The 16,398-nt window shown below is 42.8% G+C and carries 16 protein-coding genes; 1 reads left to right on the forward strand and 15 read right to left on the reverse strand.

What is annotated here, in order from left to right; translation table 11 throughout:
• Nucleotides 1–3: 3 nt before the first annotated feature.
• The 6 genes from yqfC to rpsU form a co-directional block, all read right to left on the reverse strand.
• The gene (gene yqfC, locus ABC374_RS16420; protein ID WP_034308511.1) at nt 4–288 is read right to left on the reverse strand and encodes a sporulation protein YqfC; all 285 of its coding nucleotides are present in this window, start codon (nt 286–288) and stop codon (nt 4–6) included.
• Between the two features lie 125 nt (nt 289–413).
• Nucleotides 414–908, reverse strand: coding sequence for a hypothetical protein (locus ABC374_RS16425; RefSeq protein ID WP_350299510.1), 495 nt, complete (start codon nt 906–908; stop codon nt 414–416).
• Nucleotides 909–930: 22 nt separating this feature from the next.
• Nucleotides 931–1,920: a flotillin-like protein FloA gene (gene floA, locus ABC374_RS16430; RefSeq protein ID WP_413020384.1), complete on the reverse strand. Its 990-nt coding sequence runs from the start codon at nt 1,918–1,920 to the stop codon at nt 931–933.
• Between the two features lie 50 nt (nt 1,921–1,970).
• Nucleotides 1,971–3,290, reverse strand: coding sequence for an NfeD family protein (locus ABC374_RS16435; protein ID WP_413020385.1), 1,320 nt, complete (start codon nt 3,288–3,290; stop codon nt 1,971–1,973).
• A 301-nt stretch (nt 3,291–3,591) separates the two neighbouring features.
• Nucleotides 3,592–4,035, reverse strand: a complete 444-nt coding sequence (locus ABC374_RS16440) for a GatB/YqeY domain-containing protein (protein ID WP_101222605.1) — start codon at nt 4,033–4,035, stop codon at nt 3,592–3,594.
• 14 nt (nt 4,036–4,049) lie between these two features.
• On the reverse strand, nt 4,050–4,223 hold the full coding sequence (rpsU, locus tag ABC374_RS16445; protein WP_028391853.1) for a 30S ribosomal protein S21: 174 nt from the start codon (nt 4,221–4,223) through the stop codon (nt 4,050–4,052).
• Between the two features lie 236 nt (nt 4,224–4,459).
• On the opposite strand from rpsU, the gene ABC374_RS16450 reads away from it, so the two are divergent.
• A complete protein-coding gene (locus tag ABC374_RS16450) occupies nt 4,460–5,392 on the forward strand; it encodes a Na/Pi symporter (protein ID WP_350299511.1) in 933 nt (310 codons plus the stop codon).
• Between the two features lie 656 nt (nt 5,393–6,048).
• Here ABC374_RS16450 and deoC read toward each other — a convergent pair.
• From deoC to hemW, 9 genes are all read right to left on the reverse strand, one after another.
• Nucleotides 6,049–6,720 carry a deoxyribose-phosphate aldolase gene (deoC, locus tag ABC374_RS16455; RefSeq protein ID WP_241589839.1) on the reverse strand — a complete coding sequence of 224 codons (672 nt, stop codon included), beginning with the start codon at nt 6,718–6,720 and terminating at the stop codon, nt 6,049–6,051.
• 162 nt (nt 6,721–6,882) lie between these two features.
• A complete protein-coding gene (gene mtaB / locus ABC374_RS16460) occupies nt 6,883–8,223 on the reverse strand; it encodes a tRNA (N(6)-L-threonylcarbamoyladenosine(37)-C(2))-methylthiotransferase MtaB (protein WP_413018950.1) in 1,341 nt (446 codons plus the stop codon).
• A 6-nt stretch (nt 8,224–8,229) separates the two neighbouring features.
• Nucleotides 8,230–8,982, reverse strand: a complete 753-nt coding sequence (locus ABC374_RS16465) for a 16S rRNA (uracil(1498)-N(3))-methyltransferase (RefSeq protein ID WP_413018952.1) — start codon at nt 8,980–8,982, stop codon at nt 8,230–8,232.
• A 138-nt stretch (nt 8,983–9,120) separates the two neighbouring features.
• Complete coding sequence (gene prmA, locus ABC374_RS16470; RefSeq protein ID WP_137019093.1) at nt 9,121–10,062, reverse strand: 50S ribosomal protein L11 methyltransferase; 942 nt, start codon at nt 10,060–10,062, stop codon at nt 9,121–9,123.
• A 36-nt stretch (nt 10,063–10,098) separates the two neighbouring features.
• Entirely contained in the window at nt 10,099–11,214 is a 1,116-nt protein-coding gene (gene dnaJ / locus ABC374_RS16475) for a molecular chaperone DnaJ (protein ID WP_101222611.1), read from the reverse strand.
• A gap of 302 nt (nt 11,215–11,516) precedes the next feature.
• Nucleotides 11,517–13,349, reverse strand: a complete 1,833-nt coding sequence (dnaK, locus tag ABC374_RS16480) for a molecular chaperone DnaK (protein ID WP_202313405.1) — start codon at nt 13,347–13,349, stop codon at nt 11,517–11,519.
• Nucleotides 13,350–13,386: 37 nt separating this feature from the next.
• Complete coding sequence (gene grpE, locus ABC374_RS16485; protein WP_413018956.1) at nt 13,387–13,977, reverse strand: nucleotide exchange factor GrpE; 591 nt, start codon at nt 13,975–13,977, stop codon at nt 13,387–13,389.
• A gap of 100 nt (nt 13,978–14,077) precedes the next feature.
• On the reverse strand, nt 14,078–15,106 hold the full coding sequence (gene hrcA, locus ABC374_RS16490) for a heat-inducible transcriptional repressor HrcA (protein ID WP_048682856.1): 1,029 nt from the start codon (nt 15,104–15,106) through the stop codon (nt 14,078–14,080).
• Between the two features lie 124 nt (nt 15,107–15,230).
• A complete protein-coding gene (hemW, locus tag ABC374_RS16495) occupies nt 15,231–16,382 on the reverse strand; it encodes a radical SAM family heme chaperone HemW (protein WP_350299517.1) in 1,152 nt (383 codons plus the stop codon).
• Between the last annotated feature and the right edge of the window lie 16 nt (nt 16,383–16,398).

Genomic DNA, 16,398 nt, shown 5'->3' on the forward strand with positions numbered 1-16,398 from the left:
GGATCATTCATTGATAAAATAAACCTTATCAATTTTGCCTTCGAGCATGATTTCTTCCGGCAAAATCGTCTTTATGACAAAGGCATTTCCCTTTATCAGCAACTGCCCATTTTTCAGCATCAATCGCACTTCGCTGTCTGTAAAAGCCAATAAGCCACGATGGTTTTCAATATAAATATGTAATTGTCCAATCATTGTAATTCGCGGCAGGTCCATCATGACATCTTGCGGAAGGTCCATTGTTTTGGTCATAAGCTGTTTCACTTTTTTTCCCCAATTGCGTGCCATAAAAAAGAACCCCCTTTCATCTCAATGTATGAAATGAAAGAGGGTTCTAGCACAAAATTATAAGGGAATGAAAGTCTATTTTTTCAGGCTTTTAATGACGGGCTTAAAAAAGCCCAGGCTCCGAATCACCTTCTGGATCTGTGAAGACTTCTCTTCGCCCTTGGCGGTCCCAGCACTTCTGACATGATGATGCCATCAATCAGCTGTTTTTTGCCAAAAGACGGTCCTTTGCGATAGACCGGACTGTTATTATCAGAAATCGTTGATGTAAGTTGATCCGCTTTCGCTTTTTGATATAAACGCTCTTGATCGTACCTCTGCTGAAGCCGTCTAAGCTCCGTAATCCTTTTGTTCGCTTCGTTCTTCGTCTCATCGATCACTTCAACAGCCTGTGCTGCCTGGTGTTCGACTTTCCTTACGGGAGGAGGTGCATGCTTTTGCTGCTGATTCCCTTGCGGCATTTCACCTTGAAGCTCCCGCATGACCTCCTGCCATTTCTTTTTCGGAGGGGTGTTAGGATCTTGAGTCTGCTTTTTCTTTCCTAACATGGACGTTAAAACACCGATCAAGACAATGATAAGGAATGGGTTCTCGAGAAAGAAATCAATAAAATCTCCCATTTAAAGACCTTCCTTCCCTGACCTAATTATTATTTTGGTTATTGTTGTTATCTTTTGGATTTTCGGATATTTTACTGATGGAATCGCGCATATCCGTATCAGCCGTGATATTTTGGATATTCATATAATCCATCACTCCAAGGTTTCCGCTTTTCAGTGCATCAGCCATGGCCAACGGAACTTCGGCTTCGGATTGAACAACCTTCGCTCTCATCTCCTGAACACGGGCAACCATTTCCTGTTCAAGTGCAACAGCCATCGCACGGCGTTCTTCGGCCTTCGCCTGGGCTATCTTCTTATCGGCTTCGGCTTGGTCAGTCTGTAATATGGCCCCGATATTTTTACCGATATCCACTTCAGCGATATCAATGGAAAGTATTTCGAATGCCGTTCCTGAATCCAACCCTTTTGATAAAACCGTTCTTGAAATCAAATCGGGATGTTCCAGTACATCCGTATGCATTTTCGAAGCACCGATCGTCGATACGATCCCTTCCCCTACACGGGCAATGATCGTCTCTTCACCGGCACCACCGACCAAGCGTTCAATATTGGCTCGGACCGTAATCCTTGCCTTCGCTTTCACTTCAATACCATTCATCGCCACACCAGAGATGAACGGCGTTTCAATCACTTTCGGGTTAACGCTCATTTGAACGGCTTCCAGTACATCACGGCCGGCAAGGTCAATAGCTGCACCCCGTTCGAAAGGTAACGTGATATTGGCTCGTTCTGCAGCAATTAATGCATTCACCACTCGATCGACATTACCGCCTGCTAGGTAATGGCTCTCCAATTGATTCGTTGAAACATTGATTCCAGCCTTATGGGCCTTGATAAGCGGGTTGACGACCCTGCTTGGTATAACACGGCGAAGCCTCATCCCAACTAATGTAAATATACTGATTTTGACTCCTGCCGCTAAAGCGGAAATCCATAGCATTACTGGTACGAATGTGAAAAATACTGCCAATACGATGATAGCAGCAATCACTGCCAGTACAATAAATATCGTTCCTGAAGTTATCACTTAATGATTCATCCTTCCTGTATCTTTTAATTTTAATTTGAATCCGGAATTTCCCGGACGACTACCCTTGATCCTTCAACTTTCACGATAACGATTGACGAACCTTTGGAAATAAAGCTTCCTTCGGTCACGACATCCACTCTTTCTTCTTTGACCAAAGCTGTTCCTGAAGGTCTCAAATCTGTAAGGGCCTTCCCTTCAACACCTAATAAATCCAAACGATTCGGATTGCTGACATACCCTTGTTCCGTTTTTGTTGCATCGGTTAATATCATTTTCCTGAAAAATTTCATCTGTTTTCCAAACACCTTTACAAGTAGGATGAATACCAAAATGGATACGGTGACCGCAATTAGCAAGGATATCGTCATATGGACCGGATCTCCTGTCGCGAGGAACAGACTCCCCACTATCGCTGTAAATCCGAGCAGCCCGATAATCCCCCCAGGGATAAAAAATTCAATCAGTACGAGAATGACCCCAATGATGAACATCGCTAACGATTCGTATCCGGTGATACCGGCGACAAGATGACCATAGAAGAATAAAACAAGACTGGTGATTCCAATGACCCCCGGAATTCCAAAACCGGGTGAAAACAATTCCATCACAATCCCGATTCCGGCTATCGTTAATAAAATGGGAACGACGATCGGGTTGGTCAAAAAGCGGGCAAGTTTCTCAGGAAAGCTTTCTTCGATTGACCGAATATCAGCATCCTCAACTCCAAGTATACTATACAGCTCCGCTTTCCCAGAGACGGTGCCTTCACTATATCCAGCCTTTTTTGCCTGTTCGGCTGTAAATGTCAGCAACTTTCCTTTTTCCGCTCCATATTCTGGTAGATCGATCTCAACATCCGCCATCGCCTGGGCGTATATGGGATCACGTCCATTTTGTTCTGCAGCAGTCTTCATGGCAGCTAACCAATAAGATTGCGCTTTCTTACCTGCAGCGTTTCCTGTTGAATCAATTACAGCCGCAGATCCCATGGTGGCACTCGGAACCATATAGATCTCATCTGCACTTAGAGAAATGTATGCCCCTGCAGATAAGGCCCTGTTATTGACGTAGGCAACTGTCTTGATTGGTGAATCGGACAGTAACTTTGCAATTTCCCCTGCTGCATCAACAGCGCCTCCAGGGGTATTCACCTCGAAAACGACAAGATCTGCATCAGCTGCTTCAGCAGTGGTAAGCGCGCGTTCCAAAAAGGCCGAAAGTCCCTTTTCCACCGTTTCTTCTATTGGTACATGGTAAACGATCTTCTCGTTTGCAGATACCGTCGATCCCCCAAAAGAAGACATGGTGAACAGCAATCCAAATAAGAGTACAGATAAATAACGCCAAATTTTCAACGGAACGCCCCCTTTCCCGTATTAAACGCGGTAAGTGCCTCCAATATCAGGAGGAAAACCTACCAGTAAATTCAGCACTCAACTAAATTCGAATAAGGAGCAAATGAGCAACCCTTTACTCTGTTCTTTAGTTATTACGTATGTATATGAAAAAGGTTTCAAAAAAAGCAAATAAAATTAAAAGTGCCCTATTATCTTGGGCTTCGTTTCAATAATATACGCATAAAATTCATGAAATACACAAAAACCACAGGCAATTTGCCTGCGGTTAGGTTTCGAGTTTTAAGTTTAGAGTTTAAGATAGATGTTGTTGTACTAATTTGTTTACTAGAGAACCATCCGCTTTACCTTTAACTTTAGGCATTAAAGCTCCCATAACTCGCCCCATATCTGCTTTGGATGTTGCATTGACTTCTTCAATCGTTTGTTTAACGATATTAGAAATGTCTTCTTCTGAAAGTTGCTCAGGCATATAAGCCTCTACGTATACTAGTTCGGTGCGGACTTTATCCACGAGATCTGAACGACCTGCGTTTTCAAACTCCTGGAGGGAGTCTTTGCGTTGTTTTAATTCGCGAGAGAGCACTGTCAATTCTTCATCATCTGTTAAATCTTGCCTCTGCTTCAAGGCTTCGTTTTGAATGGAAGCCTTCAGCATCCGAATAACAGATAGTTTGTCCTTTTCCTTGTTCTTCATCGCTTGTTTCATATCATTATTTAAACGCTCGAGAAGACTCATCTTTCCACCCTCTCTTAGAATTTACGTTTTCTTGCAGCTTCAGACTTTTTCTTACGTTTTACGCTTGGTTTTTCATAAAATTCACGCTTCCTAGCTTCCTGAAGCGATCCTGCTTTAGATACAGTACGTTTGAAACGACGAAGAGCATCTTCAAGCGATTCGTTTTTACGAACGACGGTTTTAGACATCTCTTTCCCTCCCTCCGAAAACAACACACTAACTCAAGTTGTCAACATGTTATACATGTACTAAACAATTATAATATATCATCTTTAGCAGGTCAACCAATAAAATCAAACTTATTTTGAATATCATCATGTTATTATCATAATTTTTCACTAAACAATCATTCAACTTGCATGAAAATCCAATTTATAGCATGTCTCCCGTTAATGGGCCATAAGCTTACTAAGAGGTGACAGTCATGCATGAGCTATTTTTATTCCTATTATTCATTGCGATATTTTTGGCCGGTATGTCAGTTTTACGAATAGGACTGTTCAATATGTCCGGTGCAGCATTAAAAAATTTTCTCTCGAAAGTTACGGATAAGCCATGGAAAGGCTTCATGGCCGGAACCATCTTTACGGGGATCCTGCAGAGCAGCTCGGCGGTCATGGTCATGACGGTCGGCCTCGTTTCCGCAGGAAGCTTAACGTTCCCGCAAACAATCGGGATTATTCTTGGAACGAATATCGGATCCACCTTTACAGCAGAGTTCATGACCTTTTCCTTGGATCGTTGGATCATTCCCGGTGTCGTAAGCGGCGCTTTCCTTTGCTTCATGCCAAAAGCATTACCGAGAAGCATAGGGATGTCCCTGATTGGAATCTCGGCCATCTTCGCGGCGATGAGCGGTTTTAAAATGCTTTCGACACCGATTGCAGCCTATTCTTCGATACAAACGCTCATCCATTACATAGAGGGCCATATGATTTATGCCCTATTAGCCGGGATATTATTAACCGCACTCATTCACTCCAGTTCGGCAACCATCGGGATAGCCATGAGCTTTTTGATGAACGGGGAGTTATCCGTCTCCTCCGCAATCATCATCATGCTCGGATCGAATATTGGCACTTGCATCACCGGATACATGGCCAGCATCGGTTCTGGCAGACAAGCTGCCTTCACAGCTTATGCACATATTTGGCTAAACGTCATCGGGGTTGCCGCATTCCTGCCTTTTGTGGACATTCTGGAAAGCGCTGCTGCCTTTTTCACCGAAAACAAGGGGACACAGCTCGCCCATGCCAGTGTCATTTTCAATATCTTGACTTCTTTGGCCGTCTTGCCATGCGCACGCCAATTCTCCAACCTCATTCTTTTGGTGCATCGGCAACACTTAAAGAAATAAGGAGCTGTCCAAAAGTTATTAGAGACATTCTTATGGGCAGCTTCAGGGGAAGATGGACATAATATATAGCTGTAACAGATATAAAAGGATAAATGATTACCGGGAGGTTTTTTAGCTAATCTTTTTATAATTAACTTTATAGTTTAATAAGCTCAAACCACTCAATATAACAGCAGCTAATATCAAAATCCACAAACCTTTATTAGAGAAGGATGTTAGATAAAAAACGATTACTGCCATTATATATAAAACGGTTATTAATGTGTTATATACCCAAAATTTCATCATGCATTTCGTCACTCTTTGTAAGTAGTGTTAATGATAAAAGAAAGTTAAATACCCGTTTTTTCATTTTTCTCCCCCTGTTTATGCATTTAATATAAGTATGTTTACTCCCTGTTTGATACCCCTAATATCCATTGAATCCACAATAAACTTTTTTTTGAATGTATGGGTTCCAAAAATGACAAGTAAAAGTCCAAAATTGATACGTTTCCTCTTTTTCAAGGAAATAAGCGCAATGCACTCCACAAAGGCATGGGCACTCGACTTATACTCCGTTTTATGGAAGTAATAAAAAACAGGCGGAGAAAAATAATTCATTTTTCTCCGCCTGTTTTATTTTTAAGGACTTATTATACGGGTCCCTTACAAAATCAATAATCGGAATCAGCCGTTAAGCCCTTTACGATTGAGACACCTGCACTCGCACCAATTCTTGTTGCACCAGCTTCAATCACTTTCTGGGCATCGCTCGTGTTGCGGACTCCGCCTGAAGCTTTGACACCGATATCCGGGCCAACTGTTTTTCTCATAAGCGTGATATCTTCAACAGTCGCTCCGCCGGTCGAAAAACCAGTTGATGTTTTCACATAATCCGCTCCGGCTTTTACGGCCAATTCACATGCACGGACTTTTTCTTCATCAGTCAATAAAGAAGTTTCAATGATCACTTTTGACAGAGCCTTACCAGTGGATGCCGCTACAACAGCACGAATATCCCGCTCTACCAACTCATCATCCTTGTCCTTCAAAGCGCCGATATTGATCACCATATCGACTTCATGAGCGCCATTGGAGATGGCGTCTTTCGTTTCAAAAGCTTTGGTTTCCGGTGTGGTTGCACCTAGAGGGAAGCCGATAACGGTACAAACTTTCACTTCTGAACCTTCCAAAAGTTCGCTTGCATATTTCACCCAAGTTGGGTTCACGCATACGGAAGCAAAGTTATACTCTCTCGCTTCTTCGCATAATACCTTTATTTGCTCTTTGGTTGCATCTGCTTTTAATAACGTGTGGTCAATTAAACCTGCTACATTTTGTGACATTAATAAATCCTCCTCAAAAACAATCTATACCTAGTTGTACGTACCTCTCATAATACCATAGTTTATCCACTTTGACGATATATATAGTCTTTACCCGAAAGTGCCAAGATAACACATTTAAAAGAGGATAAAAAAAAGACAGCGATTTACCGCTGTCTTAGATTAGATATTGGATGCTTGTTGCAACGGAAAATCCTTCACGACCGTCACGAACTGACCTTCACTAAATGGATAGCCAGACTTTGAAATCTTCACTTTGACGATTTCACCGACCATTTCTTCCGAAGCCGGGAAGACGACTTTCATGTAATTATCGGAATAGCCTTCATAAAGGCCATTTTCCAACTTCGTTTCAGGAATGACTTCAAGAACTTCCCCCTCGAATCGGGAGGCATACTCTTTTGCCAGCTGATCCGACAACGTGATAAGGCGATGTACGCGTTCATTCTTGACATCTTCATCCACTTGATCTTCCATACGGGCAGCCGGAGTCCCTGTCCGTTTTGAATAAGGGAAAACATGAAGTTCGGAGAATTTATATTTTTCTATAAAGTTATATGTCTCCATGAATTCTTCTTCTGTTTCACCTGGGAAACCTACGATGACATCAGAGGTAACAGCAAGACCCGGAAGCGCAATTTTCAACTTCTCGATCCGATCACCGAAGAAATCCATCGTATATTTACGTCTCATCCGTTTTAGAACTGTATCGGAACCCGATTGGATTGGTATATGCAAATGACGTACCACTTTTTTCGAATTCGTCAGCACTTCAATGATCTCATCTGTAATCTGGCTGGCTTCGATGGATGAAATACGGATACGCTTCAATCCATCGACTTTTTCCAAGTCACGCAGAAGCATCGCCAAATTATAGTCTTTCAAATCGTCTCCGTAGCCGCCAGTATGAATTCCGGTGAGGACTAGCTCTTTATAGCCTGCCTCGACAAGCTGTTCAGCTTGGTGAACGACGACTTCCTTTGGATCGCGGGAACGCATCAAGCCACGGGCCCAAGGGATGATGCAGAAAGTGCAGAAATTATTGCAACCTTCCTGGATCTTAAGTGAAGCTCGTGTACGGTCTGTAAAAGCAGGTACATCCAACTCTTCGTAGACACGGTTTTTCATGATATTCCCTACGGCATTGATTGGCTCACGCTCAACCTTGAATTGCTCGATGTAATCAAGGAGTTTAACCCTGTCCTGTGTTCCTACAACAATATCCACACCTGGTATGGCCATGATTTCTGCCGGTGATGTCTGTGCGTAACATCCCGTTACCGCTATGACTGCATTCGGATTTTTACGAATGGCCCGACGGATGACTTGACGGCTCTTCTTATCGCCAGTGTTTGTCACCGTGCATGTGTTGATGACATATACATCGGATGTATTTTCAAACTCAACACGATCATATCCTCCAGTTTTGAATAATTGCCATATAGCCTCTGTTTCATAATGATTCACTTTACAGCCTAATGTATGGAAAGCGACCGTTGCCATTTTTCATCACCTCAATAGTTCTACATGATAAGAAACAGCGGAAAGTGCATATAAAGGTGCTGTTTCAGTTCTTAATATTCTTGGTCCAAGACCGCAAGCCATAAAACCGGCATCAGTCAGTTTTTCAATTTCCTTATCTGCTAAACCACCTTCAGGCCCAAAAACGAATAGGATGGATTGCCCAGCGGTGATATCTTTCAAGACAGAAGCGAGTACAGAAGTTTCCCCCCGTTTTGCCACTTCTTCAAAAGCGATTAATTTATGATCGAAACCAGTTGCATAACCAGCTAGCTGATCTGCCGTCATCGGTTCCTTGATGGCAGGGATGACCGTGCGGTGAGATTGCTCAGCCGCCTCTTTTGAAATCTTCTGGAGCCTCTCCAATTTCTTACCTACCTTTTTGTGGTCCCATTTTACCACCGAACGAGCAGCAATAAAAGGGATAAATTCAACGGCACCCAGTTCAGTACCCTTTTGAACGATATATTCCAACTTATCCCCTTTAGGCAGACCGCTCGCTATCACAACCCTTACAGGAAGTTCCTTTTCTTCATTCTTCCATTCGGAAACGGTCCCTATAACAGCATCATCAGTAATTTCCGAAATTTCCGCAACAGCTGTCATACCATTACCTTTTACCGTAATGATCCGCTCCCCCGGTCCCATCCTCATCACCCTGGCGATATGGTGAAAATCATCGCCTGATATCGTCACCGTGTTTCCATTGATGTCTACATCGTTAAGAAAATACCGTTGCACACTGCCACCCACTTCGTCTAGTCTAAAAAACTCACAGGCTAACAGTCAGGAATCCAGAATGCAAGCCATGCAAAGATTCAAGCTAAAAAAAGGTACTCTGACTATCAAAATACCCGATAATCAGAGTAACTTTTTCAATTAATCATTTCTTTTCGCTATTATTGCCACCCAATCTTCCATCAAGATCGTTTCCTCAACGGTGAAACCAGATGCTATAATCGCATCCTTCACATCTTGTTTCTTAGTTTGAATGATTCCGGAAGCGATGAAATGTCCGCCAGGTTTAACGACCTTCGCTACATCATCCGTAAAACGCATGATCACCTCGGCAAGAATATTAGCCACGACGATATCCGCTTGTTCATTCACACCATCCAGCAAATTGCCTTGTGAAACGGACACTTTATCCTGCACGTTATTTATTTCCACGTTTTGTATGGCTGACTGTACTGCCACTTCATCCAAATCAAGGGACTGGATTCGTTTTGCGTCCAATAATGCAGCTGCAATGCTTAGAACACCAGAACCCGTTCCTACATCAACGACTAAATCCCCAGGCCGTACTGTACGCTCCAGCGCTTGGATGCACATGACCGTAGTCGGGTGTGTACCCGTTCCGAAAGCCATGCCTGGATCAAGTTCAATGATCAATTCGTCACTGCTTACTGGAGTGTAGTCTTCCCATGTTGGCACGATGGTAAAACGTTCGGATATCTTGACGGGGTTATAATATTTTTTCCAAGCCGTCGCCCACTCTTCCTCGTTCACTTCACTAATTGAAACAACATTTTTCCCAAGGTCTATATCAAAAAGAAGGAGATTATTGATTGATTCCTTAATAGCATCAACTGTATCGTTAAGGAAGCTGTTAACGGGCAGATAAGCCTTGATGACTACACCTTCATCCGGATAATCATCTGGGTTTAAATGGTAGATTTCGCCAAAAACATTTTCACGTTCCTTGACTAATTCTAGAGGATCCTCAATGACAACACCGCTCGCACCTGCCTCATGAAGAATATTCGAAACAGGTTCAACCGCTTCATTCGTTGTTTGGATTGCAAATTCAGACCACTTCATAATCTACCAACTCCCAATTTGTTCTTTTACTTTTATTCACCTATCTTTAAAAGCACGCTTTACTTTTGAAAAAAAGCCATCATCTTGTTCATCTACGCCTTGTCCGCTGATATCACTGAACTCACGAAGCAAGTCCTTTTGTTTTTCCGTTAATTTCTTAGGGGTGACCACTAATACGACCACATGCTGATCTCCTTGGCCATATCCTCTTACATTCGGAACACCTTTGCCTTTTAAACGGAAACGAGTGCTTGTTTGTGTACCTGCAGGAATCTTCAGCTTTACTTTTCCATGCAGCGTCGGAACTTCTATTTCATCGCCCAATGCTGCCTGGGCAAAGGTAACCGGCATTTCACAATAAATATCATCGCCATCCCGCTCAAAGAATTCATGGCTGCGTACATGGAAGACTACATACAGGTCTCCTGCCGGACCGCCATTGATTCCTGGCTCTCCTTGGCCGGTTACACGCAACTGCTGGCCATCATCAATTCCTGCTGGCACCTTGACTTGGATCTTTTTACGTTTTTGGACTTTTCCGTCGCCGCCGCATGTTGAACATTTATTAGGAATGATTTTTCCTGTACCTTGACAATGGTGACATGCTCTCCGGTTCACAATCCTTCCGAACGCTGTGTTTTGTTCAACATTCAATTGACCGGTTCCATGACAATGTGAACAGTTTTCCACTTTTGTACCTGGTTTGGCACCAGATCCTTTACATGTATCACAATTCTCTTCACGCGGAATTTCGATCTCAGTTTCTTTTCCGAATGCTGCCTCTTCAAAAGAAAGCGTCATCGTATACTGTAAATCCGCCCCTTGACGCGGTGCATTAGGATCTCTCCTGCGACCGCCGCCACCAAAGAAGCTACTGAAAATATCTTCAAAACCGCCAAAACCGCCAAAGTCCTGACCGCCAAAGCCCTGATTGGGATCTGTATGTCCGAATTGGTCATAATGGGCCTTTTTCTGTTCGTCACTCAATACTTCGTAAGCTTCCTTGATTTCCTTGAATTTATCCGCAGCATCGTCCGCTTTATTAATATCAGGGTGATATTGTTTGGAGAGCTTTCGATACGCTTTTTTGATTTCATCCTTCGAAGCACTTTTCGAAAGGCCTAACACCTCATAATAATCGCGTTTACTCATATCTAAAATCCACTCCCGATTCGATTCACATAAAGGTAATATTATCACTGAACGAAGATAATAATCAACTAGAAAAGTACAATCGGCTTTGACACATTTTTGTAATTTGTACTGCCAGCCCCGATTTGCACATCTTTTTCTCTAAAATCCCATGATTCCCCACCAGCGATTGTAACACTTCCTGACAATGATTCCATCCATTGTAAAAAAAGCCAAAGTCAAGATAACCTGACTTTGACTTTTTTACAATGGCAGGCAGAAACTAACTGCCCAATATTTCAGTGCCCCGATTGGGCCACTTTTTATTTTTTCTCTTCTTCGTTAACTTCTGTGTATTCAGCATCAACCACATTATCGTCTTGAGCTGATTCGCCAGCACCGGCTTCTCCAGCTTGCTGAGCTTTTGCCGCTTCTTCATAAAGCTTCATTGTCAAAGCTTGAACGATTTCGTTAAGCGCATCTTTTTTCACGCGGATTTCTTCAAGCTCATTTTTCTCGATTGCAGCTTTCAGTTCATCCTTCGCTTCATTCGCTTTTGTTACTTCCGCTTCGTCCACTTTGCCTTCTAGATCTTTTAGCGTTTTTTCCGTTTGGAAAACTAACTGATCAGCTTCGTTACGAAGTTCAACTTCTTCTTTACGTTGTTTATCGCTATCGGCATTTTCTTCCGCTTCACGTACCATGCGTTCGATCTCTTCATCAGAAAGTCCTGAAGATGATTTGATGGTGATCGCTTGTTCTTTGTTCGTGCCAAGATCTTTCGCACGAACATTCACGATACCGTTTTTATCGATATCGAATGTCACTTCAACTTGTGGAACTCCACGCGGTGCCGGCGGAATGTCACTCAATTGGAAACGACCAAGAGTTTTGTTATCCGCTGACATTGGACGCTCACCTTGAAGGACATGGATATCAACTGCCGTTTGATTATCAGCCGCTGTCGAGAATACTTGTGATTTACTTGTCGGAATCGTAGTATTACGGTCAATCAGTTTCGTGAATACTCCGCCCATCGTTTCAATTCCAAGTGAAAGTGGAGTTACATCAAGAAGGACAACGTCTTTAACATCTCCTGTTAATACGCCACCTTGAATTGCAGCACCCATAGCCACCACTTCATCAGGGTTTACGCCTTTGCTTGGTTCTTGACCGATTTCCTTTTTGATCGCTTCAACAACCGCAGGAATACGTGTAGATCCACCAACAAGGATTACTTTGTCGATTTCAGATGCTGAAAGTCCAGCATCTTTCAATGCTTGACGAGTTGGTCCCATAGTGCGTTCCACAAGACCTGAAGAAAGCTCATCGAATTTAGCTCTAGTCATCGTTACATCCAAGTGAAGCGGGCCAGCTTCTCCAGCAGTGATGAATGGTAAAGAAATTTGAGTTGACGTTACGCCGGAAAGATCTTTTTTCGCTTTTTCAGCTGCATCTTTCAAACGTTGAACCGCCATTTTGTCTTTTGAAAGGTCGATTCCGTTTTCTTTCTTGAATGCTTCAACCAGGTAATCAATGATGACTTGGTCGAAATCATCCCCACCTAGACGGTTATCACCGGCTGTGGACTTAACTTCGAAAACGCCGTCTCCAAGTTCCATGATCGACACGTCAAATGTACCGCCGCCAAGGTCGAATACAAGGATCGTTTGATCTTCTTCCGTTTTATCCAAACCGTATGCAAGTGCTGCAGCTGTCGGTTCGTTGATGATACGTTCCACTTCAAGGCCGGCAATTTGACCAGCATCCTTTGTTGCTTGACGTTCTGCATCATTGAAGTAAGCAGGTACAGTGATAACCGCTTTAGTAACTTTTTCGCCAAGATACTCTTCAGCGTATGATTTCAAGTATTGAAGGATGATTGCAGAAACTTCTTGAGGTGAGTATTCTTTTCCTTCAATTACTTCTTTATGGTTGGTACCCATATGGCGTTTAATGGAAATGATCGTGTTAGGGTTTGTAATCGCTTGGCGTTTTGCCACTTCCCCTACTTGCCTTTCTCCATTTTTGAATGCCACTACGGATGGTGTTGTACGGTTTCCTTCTGGATTCGGGATTACTTTTGGTTCCCCGCCTTCAAGTACAGATACACAAGAGTTTGTTGTACCTAAGTCAATACCAATAATCTTGCTCATAGTTTCACTACCTCCCAATTATTTATATGTAAAAATCCTATTCGTTCACTTTTACCATTGCAGGTCGAATCACACGGTCTTTAAGAAGGTATCCTTTTTGGAATTCCTCGACGACGATGTTCGAACCGAAGTTTTCATCTTGAACTTGCATGACCGCTTGATGCAAACGCGGATCGAACTCTTGGCCAACCGAACTGATCGGTTCGATGCCTTCTTTAGACAATGCATCAGTAATCGCTTTATAGACCATTTCCATGCCGGATAGCAAGGATTTCGTCTGTTCATTTTCCGCTTCGATTTTTGTAGCTCTTTCAAAATTATCAAGAGCCTCCACTAAATCACTAGCAATGCTTTGAACTCTATATTTTTGAGCCGCCTCCATATCAAGCTTGGCACGGCGTCTTGAATTATCAAAATCGGCCTGCAGACGAAGATAACGGTTATCCATTTCTTCGATTTTCGCCTCAAGTTCAGCAATCTTTTCATGAGCCAATTGAAGTTCATCTTTTTCAACCGGACCTTGGTTATCTTCCGCTGGAATTTCTTCTTCAGCGAAAACTGCTTCTGCAGCACTTTCCTCGATTGTTTCATTTTCCAATGTTTGTTCTTCGTTTTTATTTTCTGTCACAATCTCACCTCCCTAAAAGGGTTTATACAATTTATGCTAAAGTAATATGCCAGGCCGCGGAATATGCTCCCCCGCCACCTTAACAATATTACCTTTGCTACTATTTTTGATACAGTTTTGTCATTAGGGCCGTTAAATCTTTCGAGAAAAACGAAAGCAAACTGATCACTCTCGAATATTCCATTCTCGTTGGACCCAATATAGCCAATGTGCCCACTTGCTCCTGCCCGATTGAGTAGGTCGCCGTTATCAAACTGCAGTCATCGAGCACTGTATTTTGATTTTCACGGCCAATCTTGACGTGGATGCCCGATGGATTTTGAGTAATCAGCTCATAAAATCCCTGTTCCTGCTCAATCATCGATAAAAGCGTGCTTACTTTAGCAATATCATGAAACTCCGGCTGCCTCAGCATATTAGTTTTCCCGCCGAAAAATATTTTTTCGGGCTTTGTGTCCGTCAGGGTCTCCGCAAGGACCGAGACCATCGATCCATAGTTATGGATATGGCGGCTCAACAGAACTGCCACTTCCTTATAAATCTTATCCTTCAGATCAACTAACGGAACATCGACCAAACGGGAATTCAATATGTTCACCATCTTTTCAATTTCGTTTATATCAAAAGAAGGCGGTAAGGAAATCATTCGATTTTCCACATGACCTGTATCGGTAATGATGATGGCTATTGCCGTTTCAGGACTTAAAGGAATGATCTGGATTTTTTTCAGCTTATGCTCATTCACTTTTGGCCCCAGTACAATCGCCGTATAATTCGTCAGTTCCGAAAGTATTTTCGCTGACTTCTGAACGATCTTTTCCAATTCATAAATTCGTTCTACGAAAACGGATTTTAATATCTTCACTTCATTCTTTTTCGGAGCTTGAGGAGAAAGTAAATGATCCACATAATATCTATACCCTTTTTCAGAAGGGATCCTACCGGAAGAGGTATGGGTTTTTTCTAAAAATCCCATTTCTTCAAGATCGGACATTTCGTTGCGAATTGTGGCAGAGCTGAACGTAATTTCATCTTTCTTCGACAAGCTTCGTGACCCGACTGGCTGGGCAGAATGGATGAAATCCTCGATTATCACTTGAAGAATCAATAATTGACGATCAGTTAGCATGTATGATCACCTCTGTTAGCACTCTGTCTCATCGAGTGCTAATATACTAATAAATTATCAAATGAAGCTTATGATGTCAACAATGAAAACCGCTAATTCACCGTTAAAATAACTTGAGTTTCCTTCAGTCGGAATCAATAACGCCCAAAAATGATTGGAACACTTCATTCCCAAGCAGTTTGCCCTGCTCAGTCAAGCGCACGAACCCGCCTTCCACCTTAAGCAGACCCTTTGCCGATCCTTCTTCGAGCGGTTTCCTGAAAATCTCCGTCATTTCAACAAAAAATTTATTCTTGAAGATTTCCAATGATACACCTTCCGTTTTCCGGAGCCCCAAAAACATCTCCTCTTCCATCCGTTCATGAAGCGGTACTGGGTGTTCTTCCAATACAGGCAGCTCGTTCTCCAGCAATGGCGTAATATATTTCTTCACAGGACCGTGATTGGCCACCCTTTTTCCTCCAGTATAGCCATGTGCACCTGCACCAATCCCATAATACTCCACATTATCCCAATATGTCAGGTTGTGCCTGCTTTCAAACCCAGCTCGGGCAAAATTACTGATTTCATATTGATGCAGACCATGCTTCTCCATCTCTTCCATTAGCCTCTCATACATCGAAGCCTCGAGCTCCTGCGGCGGCAGGTTCAATTTACCCCTTCTCATCTGGTTATAAAAAACCGTCTTCGGCTCAACGATCAATGAGTAGCTGGAATAGTGCGGCAATTGAAGGGCAATCGCTTTATCCAGCGTATCCTTGAAATCTTCCATCGTTTGGCCTGGCAATCCATATATCAAGTCGATGCTGATATTCGTAAAGCCAACCTCTTGAGCCAAATGAATCGTTTCATAAACTTCTATAGCCCGGTGAGTCCGGCCAATTCGTTTTAACAATTCATCATTGAAGCTTTGCACTCCAAAGCTAAGTCTATTGACTCCTGAATCATAAAGTATCTCGAGTTTTTTCCTCGAAAGATCCCCTGGATTGGCTTCGAATGTATATTCAGCCTTTTTGGGATCAAAGGGCAGGGTTTCATTGATCGCTTCACATAAGAATGCAAGCTGCTTTTCATCCAGAGAGGTCGGTGTCCCTCCACCGACGAAAACCGTATCCAAACCGGCAGTCGGGTATTTGGAAAGCTGCATCTCCATTTCCCTTTTCATCATCTGTAAATATTCGTCCACCGGCTGTCCCTGCAAAAATACTTTATTGAAATCACAATAGTGACAAATATGTTCACAAAATGGTATATGGAGGTAGGCGCTTTTGATCATTGTGTTCACAACCTTT

Source organism: Peribacillus phoenicis (genome assembly GCF_047238085.1).
Lineage (GTDB): Bacteria > Bacillota > Bacilli > Bacillales > DSM-1321 > Peribacillus.

Excerpts from the sequence above, each read along its gene's own strand:
- hrcA (WP_048682856.1), bottom strand. The coding sequence starts at position 15,106 with ATGCTAACTGATCGTCAATTATTGATTCTTCAAGTGATAATCGAGGAT.
- mtaB (WP_413018950.1), bottom strand. The coding sequence starts at position 8,223 with ATGGCAACGGTCGCTTTCCATACATTAGGCTGTAAAGTGAATCATTAT.
- ABC374_RS16450 (WP_350299511.1), top strand. The coding sequence starts at position 4,460 with ATGCATGAGCTATTTTTATTCCTATTATTCATTGCGATATTTTTGGCC.
- deoC (WP_241589839.1), bottom strand. The coding sequence starts at position 6,720 with ATGTCACAAAATGTAGCAGGTTTAATTGACCACACGTTATTAAAAGCA.
- ABC374_RS16440 (WP_101222605.1), bottom strand. The coding sequence starts at position 4,035 with ATGAGTCTTCTCGAGCGTTTAAATAATGATATGAAACAAGCGATGAAG.
- dnaK (WP_202313405.1), bottom strand. The coding sequence starts at position 13,349 with ATGAGCAAGATTATTGGTATTGACTTAGGTACAACAAACTCTTGTGTA.
- prmA (WP_137019093.1), bottom strand. The coding sequence starts at position 10,062 with ATGAAGTGGTCTGAATTTGCAATCCAAACAACGAATGAAGCGGTTGAA.
- dnaJ (WP_101222611.1), bottom strand. The coding sequence starts at position 11,214 with ATGAGTAAACGCGATTATTATGAGGTGTTAGGCCTTTCGAAAAGTGCT.
- rpsU (WP_028391853.1), bottom strand. The coding sequence starts at position 4,223 with ATGTCTAAAACCGTCGTTCGTAAAAACGAATCGCTTGAAGATGCTCTT.
- yqfC (WP_034308511.1), bottom strand. The coding sequence starts at position 288 with ATGGCACGCAATTGGGGAAAAAAAGTGAAACAGCTTATGACCAAAACA.
- ABC374_RS16425 (WP_350299510.1), bottom strand. The coding sequence starts at position 908 with ATGGGAGATTTTATTGATTTCTTTCTCGAGAACCCATTCCTTATCATT.
- hemW (WP_350299517.1), bottom strand. The coding sequence starts at position 16,382 with ATGATCAAAAGCGCCTACCTCCATATACCATTTTGTGAACATATTTGT.